The sequence below is a fragment of the Pseudonocardia xinjiangensis genome (genome assembly GCF_012911925.1).
In the GTDB taxonomy this organism is placed as follows: domain Bacteria; phylum Actinomycetota; class Actinomycetes; order Mycobacteriales; family Pseudonocardiaceae; genus Pseudonocardia; species Pseudonocardia xinjiangensis.
Genome location: NZ_JAAXKY010000084.1, coordinates 17,417 through 32,705, shown reverse-complemented (window position 1 = coordinate 32,705; position 15,289 = coordinate 17,417). Strand labels below are relative to the sequence as shown.

13 protein-coding genes are annotated in these 15,289 nt (G+C 72.2%); 5 read left to right on the top strand and 8 right to left on the bottom strand.

Annotated elements, in window-relative coordinates; translation table 11 throughout:
- Positions 1 to 2,369 (bottom strand): hypothetical protein (locus tag HF577_RS23195; RefSeq protein WP_169398025.1); only part of this gene is annotated, 2,369 nt, incomplete at its 3' end.
- Positions 2,370 to 2,715: 346 nt separating this feature from the next.
- Between HF577_RS23195 and HF577_RS23190 the strand changes: the two genes are divergently transcribed.
- Positions 2,716 to 3,534: a glucose-1-phosphate cytidylyltransferase gene (locus HF577_RS23190; RefSeq protein ID WP_312859317.1), complete on the top strand. Its 819-nt coding sequence runs from the start codon at positions 2,716 to 2,718 to the stop codon at positions 3,532 to 3,534.
- Between the two features lie 29 nt (positions 3,535 to 3,563).
- Here HF577_RS23190 and HF577_RS23185 read toward each other — a convergent pair whose 3' ends face one another.
- Positions 3,564 to 4,580, bottom strand: a complete 1,017-nt coding sequence (locus tag HF577_RS23185) for a peptidoglycan recognition protein family protein (protein ID WP_169398050.1) — start codon at positions 4,578 to 4,580, stop codon at positions 3,564 to 3,566.
- A gap of 216 nt (positions 4,581 to 4,796) precedes the next feature.
- Here HF577_RS23185 and HF577_RS23180 point away from each other — a divergent pair, with 216 nt between their 5' ends.
- Both HF577_RS23180 and HF577_RS23175 read left to right on the top strand, forming a co-directional pair.
- Entirely contained in the window at positions 4,797 to 6,656 is a 1,860-nt protein-coding gene (locus tag HF577_RS23180; RefSeq protein WP_169398049.1) for an acyl-CoA dehydrogenase, read from the top strand.
- 288 nt (positions 6,657 to 6,944) lie between these two features.
- Entirely contained in the window at positions 6,945 to 7,496 is a 552-nt protein-coding gene (locus HF577_RS23175; RefSeq protein WP_169398048.1) for an NADPH-dependent FMN reductase, read from the top strand.
- A 13-nt stretch (positions 7,497 to 7,509) separates the two neighbouring features.
- On the opposite strand, the gene HF577_RS23170 is transcribed toward HF577_RS23175, so the two are convergent.
- The 5 genes from HF577_RS23170 to HF577_RS23150 form a co-directional block, all read right to left on the bottom strand.
- Positions 7,510 to 7,935 carry a CBS domain-containing protein gene (locus HF577_RS23170; protein WP_169398047.1) on the bottom strand — a complete coding sequence of 142 codons (426 nt, stop codon included), beginning with the start codon at positions 7,933 to 7,935 and terminating at the stop codon, positions 7,510 to 7,512.
- Between the two features lie 104 nt (positions 7,936 to 8,039).
- Positions 8,040 to 10,706 (bottom strand): VanW family protein, encoded by a 2,667-nt coding sequence (locus HF577_RS23165; protein WP_169398046.1) that lies wholly within the window; start codon positions 10,704 to 10,706, stop codon positions 8,040 to 8,042.
- 52 nt (positions 10,707 to 10,758) lie between these two features.
- Entirely contained in the window at positions 10,759 to 11,076 is a 318-nt protein-coding gene (locus HF577_RS23160; RefSeq protein WP_169398045.1) for a GroES family chaperonin, read from the bottom strand.
- 207 nt (positions 11,077 to 11,283) lie between these two features.
- Positions 11,284 to 12,474, bottom strand: a complete 1,191-nt coding sequence (locus tag HF577_RS23155; RefSeq protein WP_169398044.1) for an ATP-binding protein — start codon at positions 12,472 to 12,474, stop codon at positions 11,284 to 11,286.
- Between the two features lie 125 nt (positions 12,475 to 12,599).
- Positions 12,600 to 13,430 carry a DUF1206 domain-containing protein gene (locus tag HF577_RS23150; RefSeq protein ID WP_169398043.1) on the bottom strand — a complete coding sequence of 277 codons (831 nt, stop codon included), beginning with the start codon at positions 13,428 to 13,430 and terminating at the stop codon, positions 12,600 to 12,602.
- A gap of 99 nt (positions 13,431 to 13,529) precedes the next feature.
- On the opposite strand from HF577_RS23150, the gene HF577_RS23145 reads away from it, so the two are divergent.
- Together HF577_RS23145 and HF577_RS23140 are read left to right on the top strand one after the other, a co-directional pair.
- Positions 13,530 to 14,156, top strand: a complete 627-nt coding sequence (locus tag HF577_RS23145) for an SIMPL domain-containing protein (RefSeq protein WP_312859316.1) — start codon at positions 13,530 to 13,532, stop codon at positions 14,154 to 14,156.
- Between the two features lie 67 nt (positions 14,157 to 14,223).
- Positions 14,224 to 14,787, top strand: a complete 564-nt coding sequence (locus HF577_RS23140; RefSeq protein WP_169398042.1) for a hypothetical protein — start codon at positions 14,224 to 14,226, stop codon at positions 14,785 to 14,787.
- Here the strand turns inward: HF577_RS23140 and HF577_RS23135 are convergent.
- Positions 14,784 to 15,263: an FxsA family protein gene (locus tag HF577_RS23135; protein WP_169398041.1), complete on the bottom strand. Its 480-nt coding sequence runs from the start codon at positions 15,261 to 15,263 to the stop codon at positions 14,784 to 14,786. The genes HF577_RS23140 and HF577_RS23135 overlap by 4 nt on opposite strands.
- Positions 15,264 to 15,289: the final 26 nt, after the last annotated feature.

Here is a 15,289-nt window from a genome sequence, read left to right as displayed (position 1 = left end):
GTGTCGCTGTCGACATCCGCGGGGCCGGCGGCATCCTGCTCCGCGCCGGATCGGGCGGATCCGCTGCTCTGCAGCGCGCGGGCGCACCCGAGCAGGGTGCTCATCGCCTTGCGGTCGCGGGTGCGGATGGCAGCCTGGCCCGCCAGCTTCCCGCCCTCCCAGGCCAGCCCCACCGCGTGCAGACCCCGCGCCGCCGCCTCGACGGCAGGCGCGTCGACCTCCGAGTCCAGCAGCCGCACCCAGTGGGGCGCGGCCGTGGCCATGGCCGCGGTGTACCGGCTGGCGCCCGCCGCCGCCTCCAGTGCCACCGCGTGCCGTTGCGCGGCGTCGCGGCTCTCCGACAGGATCGCGGCCTGCAGCGCCGACCAGTGCAGGGGTGCGGCCCACAGCGCCGGATCGCCCAGGCTGGCGAGCAGCTCCGCGGCCTCGTCGAGGTGCGGACGGACCCAGCTCGGCTCCCGCAGCCTGGTGGCCGCGATCGACAGCTCGCCGAGCTGCTGCAGCACGAACAGGTCCACCGGGTGCCGCACGATCGCCTCCCGGGCGCGGCCCCACGCGGGCATCAGCGACGCGAGGTCACCGGTGCGGCGGGCGAGCGCCACCTCCAGCGCGGCGGCGAGGAACTCGTCGCGGGGCTCGAGCTGCGTGCCCGGGGGTGACACCGACACGAGCGCCGACCGGGCCGCCGCGGTGGCCCCGCGGAAGAGTGCGATCCAGCCGAGCAGCAGGCGGTGCCGCGTGGCCGCGCTCCGGCCGCCGAGCCCCACCCGGACCGCGCGCTCCAGCACCGACTGGGCGACGTCGAGCTCCCCGCAGTGCACCGCGACGAGGGCGGCGAGCGCGGCCGGGGTGTCCGGCAGCAGCGCCGCGCGGTTCGAGGACTCCAGCAGGGACGCTGCGCGGGTCAGCTCCGACAACGCCGCCGTGGGGGATCCGGCGACCGAGTCGTACACGCCCCTGGCCATCAGCTCCTCGGCGCCGGCGAGCAGCGTCGGCGGACGGGACGGGACGCCGGAGACCCGGACGGGCCCACGCAGCACCTCGCGCGCCTCGTCGAGCGCCCCCGTGCCGATCAGTGCGGGCACGGCCAGCACCGCGGCGCTGCCCATCGACGCCGTGCCCATCCAGCGGTACAGCTCCGCGCTGCGGGCGAGCATGCCCCGGCGGGCGAGGACGGCCGCCGCCACCGTGCCGGCCCGGACGGCGTGGTCGGGTGGCACCTGCCCGGGGTCGGACAGCACCTGGTCGGCCTGGGCGAGTGCCTGGTCGAGGTCGCCTGCCAGCACGGCGGCCTCCGCGCGGCGCGCGGCCAGCTCCAGAGCAGGCGATCCGGCGCGCACGGCGGCCTCGAAGAACTCGCCCGCCACCGGGGAGGCCGTCCGCAACGCCTCCTCCGCCGCCGCGATGAACACGGCGGCCACCCGGGCTCCGCTCGCTCCCGTGCCGAGCAGGCCCCGCGCGGCGACGAGCAGGTTGCCCCCGCGGTTCAGCTCGATCTCCGCGAGCGCGCGGCGCATCTCCACGTGCGACGCCTGCGGCGTGTGCGCGAGCACCGCCGCGGAGACCAGTGGGATCGCCAGCCCGTCGGACGTCAGCAGGCCGGCCGCCCGCGCCGCCTCCACCAGCTCGTCCAGCCGGGCGGCGCCGTCGCCGTCCGACATGGCGAGCAGGGGCACCAGTACCTCAGCCTCCAACGGTGCGCCGAGCGCGCGGGCGAGCAGCAGCCCGCGGACCCCGGGGCCCAGTGCCTGCACGACGTAGCCGAGCTGCGCGAGCAGCCCCGCCGGCGGGCGAGCAGGCAGGGCGACCCGGCTGCGGTCCGGTCCCGCCTGCTCGATGAACGCGGTCAGGAGCCGGTCGACCAGTGCCGGAACCCCTCCGGTCTGGGCGAGCACCCGGTCGACCAGCTCGGCGGGCGGGTGCTCGAGCGATCCGGACCGGGCCCCCAGCAGCAGGCCGGCACGCGCTGCGACGCCGGTGCGGTCGAGCGCGTCGAGCACCACCGGTGGCCTGGCCGACGCCAGCGCCGCGCCGAGGGCAGCGGTGCCGGTCGGGCGCGGCCACGGCCGGTGGGCCACCACCAGGTAGCCGTCCGGGCCGGCGGCCAGCTGCGCGAGCCGCTGCAGCTCGGCCGGGGGCAGCAGATGCGCGTCGTCGACCAGCAGCGCGACATCCGGCGCGAGCGGCTCGCCCGCGGCCGGGACGTCGTGCCGGACGGGGATGCCCGCCTCGCGGAGAGCTCCGGAGATCGCTTCGAGGAGCACGGTCTTGCCGTGGCCGCCGGGGCCGATGATGTCGACCCTGCGTACCCCGGTGGTGCCCGCGGCGGCCTCCCTGACGAGGCGCCGGGCGGCCGGAGATCCGGCCACCGATGCTTCCGATGCGACCTCGGGGATCGGCTGCGTTCGCGTGGACACCAACCACAACCCCCGTCATCGGTCGTTCGATGGGCGCAGGCGAGCGTACTCAGAGTGGCGCGCGTCTCCTCGGCGCAGTGCGGTGAACAGCCTTGACTCCGCCGTTCGGGGCAGCGTGATCCACCGATCAGTGGCAACGGAGCAGAGCCGTCCGGCCACCGCCGGGTGGCAGAAAGTGCACAGGGTCACACGTCAGGACTTGCCGCGTGATCACCCTGTGCACTACGAAGTGGTCGTTCTCGGCGTCATCCCCAAAACGGACAGAGCGCTCCAGACACGGCGGAGGGAAAAGCTCCCGGTGGAAGCAAATTCCGACATTCCGGTCGTCATCCTCTGTGGGGGACAGGGGACACGCATCCGAGAGGTCAGCGAGCGGCTGCCCAAGGGCATGGTCGAGATCGGCGGCCGCCCGATCCTGTGGCACATCATGAAGCTCTACAGCCACTTCGGGTACCGCAGGTTCATCCTGTGCCTCGGCTACAAGGGCTGGGAGATCAAGCAGTTCTTCCTCGACTACCGCGCCCACACGTCCGACTTCACGCTCTCGCTCTCGCAGGGCGACCACCAGCCCCAGTTCCGCAACGGGGTGGCGGACGAGAACTGGGAGATCACCTTCGCGGAGACGGGCCTCGCTGCCGGCACCGGCGCCCGGTTGCGCCGGATCCGCCACTACATCGACACCCCCCGCTTCATGGTCACCTACGGCGACGGGGTGAGTGCGGTGGACATCCACAACCTCATCCAGGTTCATGAGGCCGGCGGCCGCATGGGCACCGTCACCGGGGTGCACCCGACGTCGAAGTTCGGCGAGATGCAGGTCGACGGCAACGTCGTCGCGGAGTTCAACGAGAAGCCCACGCAGGTCAACGGCTGGGTGAGCGGCGGATACTTCGTCTTCGAGCGCGCGTTCCTCGACGACTACCTCAACGACGACGAGGGACTGTTCCTTGAGAGCGAGCCACTCCAGAAGCTGGCCCGCAACCAGCAGCTCACGGTGAACAGGCACGAGGGCTTCTGGGCCGCCATGGACACCTACAAGGACTACGAGTGGCTCAACACCTACTGGGACACCGGCAACGCGCCGTGGAAGGTCTGGGGGGACGGCACACGCTGGTGACCGGCGCCACCGGGTGCCGCCCGGTGGCGTCAGCCCGCCAGTGAGGTGGGGGCCGAGAGGAGCCGCCGCCAGTCCTCGGCACCGACGAGGGACTCGGCGGGACGGGCGGGGGCGCCGGACGCGAGCAGTGCGCGCACCGCGCGTCCCGCCTCACCGTCGGCTCCCGGCCGAACGGGGCGCACCAGCAGCGGCCACGACTCGCCGCCGATCATCCCGTTGACCTCCTCGGTGCGGTGGACCGTCTGGAAGCGCCGGACGGCGTCGGCGGTCCGGCGGTCGAAGGTGCCGTCCGCGGCGACGCCGGTCATCCCCACCTCGCGGAGGAGGTGCTGCGCCGCGAGCACGGCGGGGCCACGGTCGGCCACCCGCAGCAGGGGCCACGACTCCTTCGCGGCGATCCGCCGGCTCACGTGCTGCCCCAGCACACCCGCGACCTCGGTGCGCAGCTGCGGCAGCCTTCCGTAGAGGACGTCGCCAGGGCAGGCGGTGTCCTTGAAGTCCCGGTGGCCGAAGATCTCGGTCGGGTCGATCCCGTACTGCTGACAGATGTAGGCACACAGGTCGCGCAGGCGGTTCCAGAGGACCGCGGGCGGGTCGGCCGCGGTGTAGGTGCCCTCGTTCTCGATCCCGACGGCCACGACGTTCTGTCCGGTGCAGTGCGCGCCCTCGACCTGTCGCTCGCCGATCCGCAGCACCTCGAGGCTGCGGTGGCGCCCCTCCAGCACATAGCCGCCGCGGCTGATCGTGAAGTGCTGTCCCGAGTCGAGCCAGCCGCGCTGGTCCATGTGGAAGTTCTGGATGCCGCGCGCGAGCCGCTCGCCCGCTCCGCGGCTGAGGTCGGTGACGTTCGGCGTCGCGGTGTGGTGCACGAGGATCTTGACCGGGCGCTGGTTCCAGACCGGCACGACGTCGCTGTTGGGGCGCGCTCCCCAGGCGTCGCAGTCGATGACGTCCGGCTCGGCGCCCCAGGCGTTGCTCGTGCCCGCCACCCCCGTGGCGGCGGCGGCCACAGCCAGCCCTCCGAGCAGGAGCCCCCGACGGGACATGCCTTCCGGACCCACCGCCACCCCCGGTCGTCTCGTACCACTGATCACAACTGCCCCATATGAACCATGCGTCACGCCTGCGGACGGCACAACCGCCGCACCCGAAGGTGTGAGGCCGCGAGCGGTCCCCGCGGCGGTCTTGCCCGGGTTACCGACCGGTAATATGGTCGTAGTTACCGCCGAGTAGGTCGTCAGCGTGATGAGGAGTCCAGGGACATGGGCCACTTCAGGAGCAACCTGCGGGACCTCGAGTTCAACCTGTTCGAGGTGTTCCGGGTGCAGGACCGGCTGGAGAGCGCACCCTTCGACGGGGTCGACGCCGACACCGTGCGCGGCGTGCTCAAGGAGCTCAACGCCGTGGCCACCGGCCCGCTGGCGGAGTCGTTCGCCGACGCCGACCGCAACCCGCCCGTCTTCGACCTGGCCACGCACTCCGTCGCGCTGCCGCAGTCGCTCAAGGACGCCTACAAGGTGCTGTGGGACGGCGAGTGGTGGCGCCTCGGCCTGCCGACGGAGCTCGGCGGCTACGGCATCCCGCCCACCGTGCAGTGGGCCGCCTCGGAGCTCATCCTCGGCTCCAACCCTGCGGCGTTCCTGTACATGGCCGGCCCCAGCTTCGCCGCGGTGGTGCACCGCAACGGCACCGACGAGCAGAAGCGCTGGGCCGAGCTGATGATCGACCGCGGCTGGGGCGCCACCATGGTGCTCACCGAGCCGGACGCCGGTTCCGACGTGGGCGCCGGGCGCGCCAAGGCGATCCAGCAGGCCGACGGCAGCTGGCACATCGAGGGCGTCAAGCGCTTCATCACCTCGGCCGAGCACGACCTGACCGAGAACATCATGCACCTGGTGCTGGCCCGTCCCGAGGGCCCGGGGGTCACCCCCCGGCCCGGCACGAAGGGTCTCTCGCTGTTCCTCGTGCCGAAGTTCCACTTCGACCCCGAGACCGGCGAGCCAGGAGAGCGCAACGGCGCCTTCGTCACGGGCGTCGAGCACAAGATGGGCCTCAAGGCCTCCACGACCTGTGAGCTGACGTTCGGCCAGCACGGCGTTCCCGCCACGGGATGGCTGCTCGGCGAGGTCCACGACGGCATCGCGCAGATGTTCGAGGTGATCGAGTACGCGCGGATGATGGTGGGCACCAAGGCCATCGGCACGCTCTCGGCCGGCTACCTCTCCGCGCTGGAGTACGCGAAGGAACGCGTGCAGGGCGCCGACCTGCCGCGGATGCTCGACAAGACCGCACCGCGCGTCACGATCACCCACCACCCGGACGTCCGCCGGCTCCTCATGCTGCAGAAGGCGTACGCCGAGGGGCTGCGCGCCGTCTACACCTACACGGCCACCTACCAGGACCGGATCAGGATCGGACAGGCGGCGGGCGAGGACGTCTCGCTGGAGGAGCGGGTGAACGACCTGCTGCTGCCGATCGTCAAGGGGGTCGGGTCGGAGCGCGCCTCGGAGCAGTTGCTGCTCTCGCTGCAGACCCTGGGCGGGTCCGGCTACCTGCAGGACTACCCCATCGAGCAGTACATCCGCGACGCCAAGATCGACTCCCTGTACGAGGGCACCACGGCGATCCAGTCGCTCGACTTCCTGTTCCGCAAGATCGTGCGGGACAACGGACAGGCGCTCGCCCACGTGACAGGAGAGATCCAGGCCTTCCTCGACGGGGAGCCGGGCAACGGGCGGCTGAAGGAGGAGCGCGCGCTGCTGGGCGTGGCCCTCGCCGACGTCCAGGGGATGCTCGGGAGCCTCACGGGCTACCTCATGGCCTCCGCGGAGGACCCGTCGAGCATCTACAAGGTCGGCCAGCACACCGTGCGGCTGCTGATGGCGGTCGGAGACCTGCTCATCGGGTGGCTGCTGCTGCGCCAGGCCGAGGTCGCGCTCGCCGCGCTCGGCGGGGACGGGCCGGTCACGGCGGCGACGACCAGGGACGGGGCCTTCTACGAGGGCAAGGTCGCCGCGGCCCGGTTCTTCGCCAGGACGGTGCTCCCACAGCTCACCGCGCAACGCGCGGTGGTCGAGACGGCCGACAACTCGCTCATGGAACTGTCGGAAGCGGCGTTCTAGCCGTTTCGGCGCGGGAGAGACGTACACCACTCGGGCATGCCTGGTCTCCGGATCATTTCCGCGACAAACTGTGCCTCGGATACGACCGCCGGATGCAGAGGACACACCCCGCATCTCGGCCGTATGCCGAAAGCTGAGAGGTAACCAGGACCAGTAGACCGGCCCCCACCGGCAAAGCCGCAGGTGGGGGCCGGTGCTCCTCCTACTGGATTCGTCCGGAATTTCGCCAATCGGGCATTTCCGAACTTCCTCGCCTCATTCCACAGGAACTCGCCTCGGAGGTCGAGCATGAAGGTAGCCGTCATTCTCGGAAGTACGCGCCCCAACCGCGTCGGAGCGGTTGTCGCCAACTGGGTGATGGAGGTGGCGGCCAAGCGTGACGACGCCGAGTTCACGCTCGTCGACCTGGCCGAGATCGACCTTCCGATCCTCGACGAGCCGCTGCCCCCCATCGTCGGCCGGTACGAGCAGCCGCACACCAGGGAGTGGTCCGCGCTCATCGACGGCTTCGACGCGTTCGTCTTCGTGACCCCGGAGTACAACCACTCGACCTCCGCGGTGCTCAAGAACGCGATCGACTTCCTGCACCGGGAGTGGAACGACAAGGCGGCCGGATTCGTCGGCTACGGGGCCGCGGGAGGAATCCGCGCGGTCGAGCACCTGCGGCTGATCCTCGCCGAACTGCAGGTCGCCACCGTCCGGGCGCAGGTCACCCTCGACTCGTACCGGGACTTCGAGAACTTCTACGACTTCACGCCGACGGAGCGGCACGTCGCGACCCTCACCGACGTGTTCGACCAGGTGCTCGCCTGGGGTGGCGCACTCAAGACCCTGCGGTAGCGGGCCCCGGGCATCATCCGGCGATGTAGCTCTGCAACTGCTCGCGCTCGGACTCGAGCAGGTCGATCCGGGCCTTGACCAGGTCGCCGATGCTGACGATGCCGGCCAGCTCCCCGTCGACCACGACCGGCAGGTGCCGGAACCGGCGGTTGGTCATCACCGCGGCGATGTCGGCCACGCTGTCGCCGGGGGCACAGGTGGTGACCCCGGTGATCATGATGTCCCCGACCCTGGCATCGAGCAGCTCCGGGCCGGCGTCGTGCAGTCTCCGCACGACGTCGCGCTCGGAGACGATCCCCACCAGCCGGCCACCGTCGACGACGGGCAACGCCCCGACGTTGTGGGTGGCCAGCTCGGAGATCAGCTCGGCGACCGTGGCCGTCGGGTCGACGGTCGCCACGCTGCTGCCCTTGCTCCGCAGCACGTCCGCGATTCGCATGTCGATCCCTCGATCCCCTTCGACAGCAGTGGACCGAGAGTACGAACATCCGGTGTCCCAGGGAAGACCAGATCGTCGAGTGGGCTACTGAGGGCCTCGGTCGCTCACCCTCCGCACACGACGATCGGCGACGGGTTGTACCGCACCGTGCGGGTCTCGTGCTTGGTCTCTCCGGTGCTGACGTTGCGCAGGGTGCGGGTGTCGGTGACGGTGAAACCGGGCGCGCCCTGGCTCGGGCTGCACGGCTCTCCCGGCGGGATCGTGACCGTGTTGGGGTTCGTCGGGTTGGTACGCGGCCCCGGCGTGGACGTCACGTCGTAGACCTTGGTGCCGTAGAGCCGCACGGTGAGCGAGCTCGGTGTCCACACGGTCTGGATCAGCACACCGGTCGGGTTGTCGTTGCGGAACTTCAGGTCGATCGAGCCCTCGAAGACCGTGGCCTCACGACCGGCCGGGTAGCGGCTGATGTAGAAGCTGTGCTCCTTGTGCGCCACGTCGACCATGCCGGCGAAGTACGCCGCGTTGTAGAGCGTGGTGGCGACCTGCGAGACACCGCCGCCCACACCGCGAGACGGGTGGCCATCGGAGATGATGCCGGCCTCGACGTAGCCGTTGCTCGCGTTGCGCGGGGCCGTGGCCTGGTTGAGGCTGAACGTCTCGCCGGGCTCCACGATCATCCCGTTGATCTGCTCCGCCGCCCGCTTGATGTTGCGCCCGGAGTCGGCGGCGAACCCGCCGGTGGTGAACTCGCCGACGACCCCGGTGATGCCGAGGTCGTTCAGCTCCTCGGTGGTGAGCTCGGCGGGCTGGTCGGCGTAGACGGCCGTGATCTCCCGCTCCCCGGTGCCGGTGAGCACGTCGAGCAGGGGGGCGAGGCTGGCCTCGTAGTCGACCCCGCGGCCGTCCTGCGAGGGGACGACGACGGGCCTGCCCGAGGAGAAGTCGAGCGACGCATCCCGGCCCGGGCGCTCGGACGACGCCAGCTGGGGCTTGAGCGCATCGGTGACGGCGGCGGGGTTGATCTCCGGGAGCAGGTCACCGCCCTCGGCGCGGAACGAGAGCGCTGACGCGATGACGTCCGGGGTGACGGTGCCGCTGGCCCCGCCCTCGCCGACCATGGTGACCGGCTCCGACACAGCGGGCCGGGCGACCTGGTCGATCGCGGCGGCGACATCCTCCGGCGTGGTGGACGGCGGCAGCACGGTGAGCGGCAGTGCCACGGGACGGCCGGTGGCCCAGTCGTTCATGAGCACCCCGGCGGCGGCGGGGACGTCGAGGTTCTGGCCCGGCACCGGGTCGACCGGGACGGGCGTGGTGCCCTCGAAACGCACGGACCCCTCGGTCGGGGGCTTGTCGACGATCGGGGACAGCTCTTCCAGGGCGGCGTCGAGCTTGTCGGCGTCGCTCGTGGTCACGACGCCGACCTCGCGCTGGGTGAAGAACGACGTGATGCGGGTGATCGGGTTGAGCGGCTGGGAGCCGGCGTTGGCCAGCGTGGCGTCCCAGTCGACGGCAAGGCCTGCGGCTGCCGGGTCGATCTCGCTGCGCGCCTCTCCGACCGTGACCTGGATCGGCTGCCGGGTGCGCGGTTCGATCTCCGTGCGGAGCCGCTGCTCGGCATCCTCGAGACCGAGGCCGCCCACCGACACTCCCGCCACGGTGACGCCGCGCGGCACCGAGCCGGAGTTGATCACCAGGTCGCCGACGTAGATCAGGGCCAGCGCGCCGACCACACCGGTCAGCAGAAGGATCCGGCGCTTGCGCTTCTGCGGAGGACGCGCGCCGGAGTCCGAGCCGCCCGCGCCGTTGTCGCTCGGCGGCGGCGGAGGCGGCGGTGCGGTGATCGAGGTGGTGTTGATCGCCGCGGTCGGAGGCGCGACCGAGGAGGAGAAGCCGGGGCCCCGGGTGACGGGGATGCGTTCGGTGGGCGGATCGACCGGGCTCGGGGCCGGGGCAGGCGGCGCGGCGGGAGCGCGCGGGATGACCTGGGTGGCCTCGTGGTCGACCGGGTTGAACCAGGCGGTGGCCGGGGTGGGCTGGCGCGTGGCGGGCCGGGCCGGTGCCACGGCGGCGGATGTGCCTGCGGGACGGACGGCGACCGTCGACTGGTCCCCCTGTACCGGGCCGCCCTGTACCGGGCCCCCCTGCACCGGGCCCCGCGGCTGCCGGCCGTTCGTCGGGGCGCCGGTCGCGGCCGTGTCACGGGCCGGGGCTCCTGCCGCTCGGGGCTGACCGGCAGCGCCGTTGCCGGGCGCGTCGGGGGTCGGTGCGCCGACGGGCGTGCGGACCGTCGGACCCTCACCGTCGGTGGCTCCGCCGATGGCGGTGCGGACCGTGGGGCTCTCGTCGCCGTCGCCGGCCTCGGGGGCCGGCTGCAGACGCGGCTGCGGCCGCGCTGCGGACGCTCCGGGCGTCTCGGCAACCCGCACCGGAGCCGGCTGCTCCGCCGGACCGGCAGCAGGGCGTGCCGCTGCACCTGCAGTCCCCTCGGGGGCCGCCGTCGCGATCTCCACCGCGGCGGTGGCGTCCAGCACGGGTTCGGCGCCCGTCGGCGCGTCGGCGGCGGGTTCCACGGGGCCGGGTTCGGTCGCATCCGGTGCTGCCGCGACCTGTTCGGCCACCTGCTCGGCCACGGAGTCGGAGCCCTCCGTCCCCCCGGTGGCATCGGTCGGGCGCCCCTGCGCCGCCGATCCCCGGTCGATGTCGTTCTCCGGCACATCCGTTTCCGGACGGGCCGTCACCTCGCCGGGCGAGGACTGCCGCTCGGGCATGAAGTCCGTTTCCCCTCACAACTCGGACCGGGCCTGAAGCAGACCCGGTTCGTCACAGGTAGAGCCCCGTGCCGTGCTCAGTGCGTTCGGTGGCGACAGCGTGCAACTCACGTTCCCGGAGGACCAGGTACGTGACCCCCTGCACGTCGACCTCGTACTGGTCGTCGCGGGCGAACAGCACCCGATCACCTACCTTGACCGTGCGGACGTTCGCCCCCACACCGAACACCTCCCCCCAAACCAGACGTTTGGCGACCTCGGCGGTTGCTGGAATAACGATGCCGGCGCCGCTTCGGCGCTCACCACTCGTCTCCGGCTTCACCATCACACGGTCGTGCAGCATCTGGATCTCGAGCTTCGGGTCCTGCACCGGCCAGATGGTACGACCTTCACCAGGCGCCCTTATCGCTGACCTCACAGCTCGCCCGGTCGCGCCCCGGGAACGAGAAGACCCCGCGGCGCTGTCAGGTCGGGGGTCCGACAGCACCACGGGGCTGTACAGGCAATCGAACGAAAGGCGCAGTCCGTTACTTCAACGGACAAGAACCACCGCGTTCACCCGATCGGGTTACCGGCGTCACGCTTGGGTGAGGAGGTAGCGGCCGAAGTGGGGCACCGTGAACGCGATCTGACCACGCTGCGCCGAGAACACCAGCCCCTTCTTGAGCAGGCTGTCCCGAGCGGGTGAGAGCGACGAGGCGCGGCGCGCGAGGTGGTCGGCGATCCCGGCCGTCCCCACGGGCTCGTCGCGGCCCTCGGTGAGCTCGGCCATGGCACGCAGGTACTCCCGTTCGGCCGGGGTGGCCCGCTCGTAGCGGGAGCCGAAGAACCCCACCGCGAGCTCGGCCTCGGCCTCCGGGGCCGCCAGCTTGACGTCGGCCGCGCTGATCGGGCTGCGCGGTGCCGCGTCCCACGCCGCCTTCCCGTACGCCTGGACGAAGTAGGGGTAGCCGCTCGAGGCCTCGAAGAGAGCGTCGAGGGCCTCGTGATCGAACGAGGCGTCCTCCCGCTCGGCGGGCGCGAGCAACGCGAAGTCGGCGTCCGGCCGGTCGAGCTGGCCGATCCGGACGTACTTGAACAGGCGCTCGGAGTAGGACTTGGACGCCGAGAGCACGGCGGGCAGGTGCGGCAGCCCGGCGCCCACCACCACGAGCGGAGCCCGCGACTGGGAGAGCTCGTGGCAGGCCGCGCACAGCGCCGAGATGTCGTCGGGGCGCAGGTCCTGCATCTCGTCGATGAGGATCGCCACGCCCGTGCCGACGTCCGCCGCCAGCTCGGCCACCTCGGTGAACAGCTCGACGAGGTCGATCTCGATGTCCCCGGAGTCGGCGCGTCCCGCCTTCACGGGCACGTCGATGCCGGGTTGCCAGCGGTCGCGCAGCTTCGCCCCGTCCGGCGCGGAGCGCAGGGCGAACGCCTTGAGGATGCCCAGCACCTCGTCCACCCGGTCGGGAGCGCGGTGCCGCACGGCGAGATCGCGGATCGCCCGGTGCAGGGCCGCCGAGAGCGGCCTGCGCAGGTCGGCCTCCGGGCGGGCCTCGATCTTGCCTGCGCCCCAGCCGGCCCGGACGGCCATCGAGCGGAGCTCACCGAGCAGCACCGTCTTCCCGACGCCGCGCAGGCCGGTGAGCACCAGGCTGCGCTCGGGCCGCCCCCGGGAGACCCGTTCGAGCACGATCTCGAACGCGTCGACCTCCCGGTCGCGGCCGGCGAGCTCGGGAGGGCGCTGGCCGGCGCCGGGGGCGAACGGGTTGCGCACGGGATCCACGCATCGGACGGTATCGGCGATTCTTGCCTGCGCCGTAGAGGCGGCTAGCAACCACGATGGCGTGTCGCGGATCGGAGTGTATCCAGCTTTCTCGGAGAAATCCGAGAATCAGATAGAGAGCCTGATCAAGCGCGCCGGGTCGCGGCGTCGGCCAGACAGAACAGGCCGAATGCGGCGAAGCCGACGGCCACCACCACCAGCAACGACGAACCGAGCGCCGTGGCGCTCAGGGTGCGGAGCGCGGCGTCGAGCCCACCCGCCCGCGCCGGGTCGGCGAACAGGGCGGCGCTGCCGGCGAGCACCCCGACGACGCCCAGCGCGAGTGCGCGCGCCAGGTGCCCGGCCGCTCCGACGAGCTCGATCACCCGCCGGGCGAGCGGACCGAGGTGGCGCACCTCCAGATCACCCATGAACGTGCGCCGCACCCCCGTGTAGATCATCGCGCCCGCGATCACCAGTATCGTGCCCGCGCCGAGCCCCAGCAGCAGCCGCCCGGCCGGGAGCGCGAGCACCCCGGCCGCCAGCGTCTGCGCGGTGGTGCCGGAGGAGCCCACGTCGAGCAGGTAGTCGACGATCAGCACGGCGAGCGACGACATGGCGATCGCCTTGGCGACCGCACCCACGCGCTTGCGCACGCGCTCGTTCCCGTCCACCCACCTGAAACCCACCGCGGCGGCCGTGACCTGCCATACCGCGAACGCGATGAGCCCCACGGCGGCCACCCAGAGTGCGAGCGACCCGCCCGGGGTGCGGGCGATCGTCCCGACGGCACCCTCCGCGTCGGCCGGGACGTCCGGCACGCCGAACGCGATCTGCAGCGCGAGCCACGCCACGAGCAGGTGCACCACCCCGTACCCGACCAACCCGATCCGGCCGAGGACGTCCACGAACCGGCCAGGCGCGTCCGACCGGCCTTCGTGGACCAGAGTGCGCAGGCGTTCGCCGGGACCAGACATGGGATCTCAGTATCCCGCCGGTGTTGATCGCACACTCTCACGCATTCTCGCTCAGTTGCTAGATGAGCTGATACAACCCGATCTGGTTTCCTGACGGTCGTGACCGAGACTCCGATCGACCCGCACTCCCCGGAGATCGTGACCGAGGGGACCGGGCATCACGAGCAGCTGGGCGACCGGGCCGAGCTGGACGTGAGCTTCACCGGGTTCGCGGAGAACCGGGCCGACGCGGTCCGCGAGCTCGGGCGCCGGGTCGCCGCCGCCGGGCCGGCACTGGAGCTGCCGGGGCTCGTCGTCCGCAACCGGCAGTTCTGGGTGCACAACGAATGGCAGGGCGACCGGGTGGTGGGCTGCCGGGCGGGAGAGGACATCGCTCTCATGCTGACCGACACCGCCGCGCTGGAGGAGGTGCTCTCGGCCCTCGTCGGCGCCGAGCCGACCGGTCTGCACGGCCCGCGCTGGGCGCTGGCCGATCCCGCGGCCGCGCAGCGCGAGGCCCAGCGCCGCGCGGTCGAGGACGCCCGGCAGCGGGCCGAGGGGTATGCGACGGCGCTGAACGGGCGGCTGGGCGCGCTGCGCAGGCTGTCCGATGCGCCCTCGCACGGCGGTCACGTCGCGCTGGCAGCCCGGGAGTCGGGCGGTCCGGACGTCCGCGAGCTCGGCCTGGAACCCGAGCCGGTGCGGGTGACCGCACGGTGCGTCGCCAGCTGGACGCTCCTCACCTGACGTGGAACGCGACGCCACTACCGGGTGGCGTTGACGGCCGAACGGGTGGATACCCGACAATGAGGCTGTGGATGTTCCCACGCCGCGTGACGACGACCCCGGTCCGTCCCTCCTCCGTGCCACCGATCGTGCACGTCAAGCGCTGCGCCGAGCCCAGCTCGTGCTCGGCGCGCTGGCGATCGGCGTCGCCGTGCTGGTCGGTGCGGCGGCGAGCGGGCACGAGGTCACCACCGCCCCTCCCGGCACGACGCTCGCAGAGGCCGAGCTGCTCGAACCCTCGCCGCTGCCGGAGGCGGCGATGCTGAATCCCACCCTCGCCACCCGGGCCCGGTGGACCACGAGCGGCGGCCTTCTCCGCACCGGCTCGCTCCGCGTGGACGCCGGGCTACCCCAGGGCGCGATGATCACCGTGGCGATCGACGCCGCCGGCGAGGTGGTCGACGCACGCACCCGGATCGCCGACTCCCGCGTGACCGGACTGACAGCAGGGCTCAGCACGCTGCTCGCCTGCTGGGCCGTGCTCGCTCTCTGCGCCGTCCTGTGCCGCGCCCGGCTCGACGCCCTGGACGCCCGGCAGTGGGCCGACGACTGGGCGCGCGTCGAGCCCGAGTGGACGGGCCGCGCCGGTTAGCGCGGCTCGCCCGGCCCCGGCACGGTCCGGCCCTCGATCACCAGTGGCCCGTCAGCGGGGCGGTGCTCCTCGACCACCTCGCCGTCCACGACCGGCCCCCGCTCGCGGATGCGAGCCGTCCGCAGCCCGGGCGCGCGCCGCTCAGCCGCACGGATGAGCCTCCCGCGCACCAGCGACCGCGTGGGCGGCAGCAGGAGAAGCAGCCCGGCCACGTCGGTGACCAGGCCCGGGACGAACAACAGCACGCCTCCCGCGGCGACCAGCATGCCGTCGGTGACCTCCGCGGTGGGCACCCGCCTGTTGGTGACGGCCTCGCCGATCGCCTGCGCGGCGCGCAGTCCCTCCCGGCGGGCCAGCCACAGGCCGAGGATCGATCCGGCCAGCAGGACGAGGAGCGTCCAGCCCAACCCGATCACGGATCCGAGCGCGACCAGCGCGACGATCTCGACGACGAGGTACAGAAGGACGAACGCCATACACCAGTAACGCACGAGACGGCCTG

Coding starts and splice junctions, on each gene's coding strand:
- HF577_RS23185 (WP_169398050.1), bottom strand. CDS start 4,580: ATGTCCCGTCGGGGGCTCCTGCTCGGAGGGCTGGCTGTGGCCGCCGCC.
- HF577_RS23180 (WP_169398049.1), top strand. CDS start 4,797: ATGGGCCACTTCAGGAGCAACCTGCGGGACCTCGAGTTCAACCTGTTC.
- HF577_RS23175 (WP_169398048.1), top strand. CDS start 6,945: ATGAAGGTAGCCGTCATTCTCGGAAGTACGCGCCCCAACCGCGTCGGA.
- HF577_RS23170 (WP_169398047.1), bottom strand. CDS start 7,935: ATGCGAATCGCGGACGTGCTGCGGAGCAAGGGCAGCAGCGTGGCGACC.
- HF577_RS23165 (WP_169398046.1), bottom strand. CDS start 10,706: ATGCCCGAGCGGCAGTCCTCGCCCGGCGAGGTGACGGCCCGTCCGGAA.
- HF577_RS23150 (WP_169398043.1), bottom strand. CDS start 13,430: ATGTCTGGTCCCGGCGAACGCCTGCGCACTCTGGTCCACGAAGGCCGG.
- HF577_RS23135 (WP_169398041.1), bottom strand. CDS start 15,263: ATGGCGTTCGTCCTTCTGTACCTCGTCGTCGAGATCGTCGCGCTGGTC.